The 844-nt window shown below is 54.9% G+C and carries 1 protein-coding gene; it reads left to right on the forward strand.

Going from position 1 to position 844, the window contains the following annotated elements:
- The first annotated feature begins 545 nt into the window (after nucleotides 1-545).
- Complete coding sequence (locus DFK10_RS16175) at nucleotides 546-785, forward strand: CDGSH iron-sulfur domain-containing protein (RefSeq protein WP_109390069.1); 240 nt, start codon at nucleotides 546-548, stop codon at nucleotides 783-785.
- Nucleotides 786-844: the final 59 nt, after the last annotated feature.

The following is an 844-nucleotide window of genomic DNA, read 5'->3' on the forward strand; positions in this document are numbered from 1 at the left end:
CACCGCCACTGTCCGAAATCCAATCGCGCATTTGTGCAACGGGATTGTCGCTGGCCTGTAGCAACTCGATCACTTCCTGTAGGTCGTGTCTCGCAGTCATTTTGCCCTCCACGTCTTGCAACAACGGATTTAGGAAGCAGTCCGGTCGCTGCAATCCCCTCATGCAGGGCAAAAATAAAGGCGACGCACAAAGGGAGGAGAAGTGCGCCGCCTACAAAGTTCGACAGCTTCAGGGAGGAGGAGAGAAGCTGCCGTTGTAGTGCACTTAGGCATACAGCGCTTTCGTCACAAGAGCACATGCTGCAGAGCAGCGATGCGCCTGCGGCATATCTCCAAGCGAACGCATGCGAGAGACCTTTTTATCAAGGATCGTCCCGCAAGTTTTTGCTTGGCGATTTGCACATGCTGTGCCAGCTTGCCGCGCACTAACGGCAACTCAGTTGTCGTTCAGCTCCGCTGTTTCCGCGATTTGGGAGGAGAGCGTTGTAGACAGCGGAGCTGGCCCTACTTCGTAGGTCATCAATCAAACGAACGAGGGCAAACTCATGACAGCACCTATCATCGCGCAAAAAGCTCCGTACCCAGTCGAAGTTCAAGAAGGCAAAACCTACTTCTGGTGCGCTTGCGGCAAGAGCAGCAATCAGCCGTTCTGCGATGGCAGTCACAAGGACACGGGCATTGCACCTGTCAAATACACAGCTGAGGCAAGCAAGCGGGTGTTTTTCTGCGGCTGCAAGCACAGCAGCAAGCAACCGCTCTGTGACGGCGCCCATAGCAAGCTGTAAGGGGCAACTGCCGCGTGGTTTTCACGAGCTGCGCGGCAGCTGCAAAAATCTCACACAAT

This window comes from Salibaculum griseiflavum (genome assembly GCF_003129565.1).
Lineage (GTDB): Bacteria > Pseudomonadota > Alphaproteobacteria > Rhodobacterales > Rhodobacteraceae > Salibaculum > Salibaculum griseiflavum.

Bases quoted from the DNA above. Each gene is read 5' to 3' on its own strand.
- DFK10_RS16175 (WP_109390069.1), top strand. From the start codon at position 546: ATGACAGCACCTATCATCGCGCAAAAAGCTCCGTACCCAGTCGAAGTT.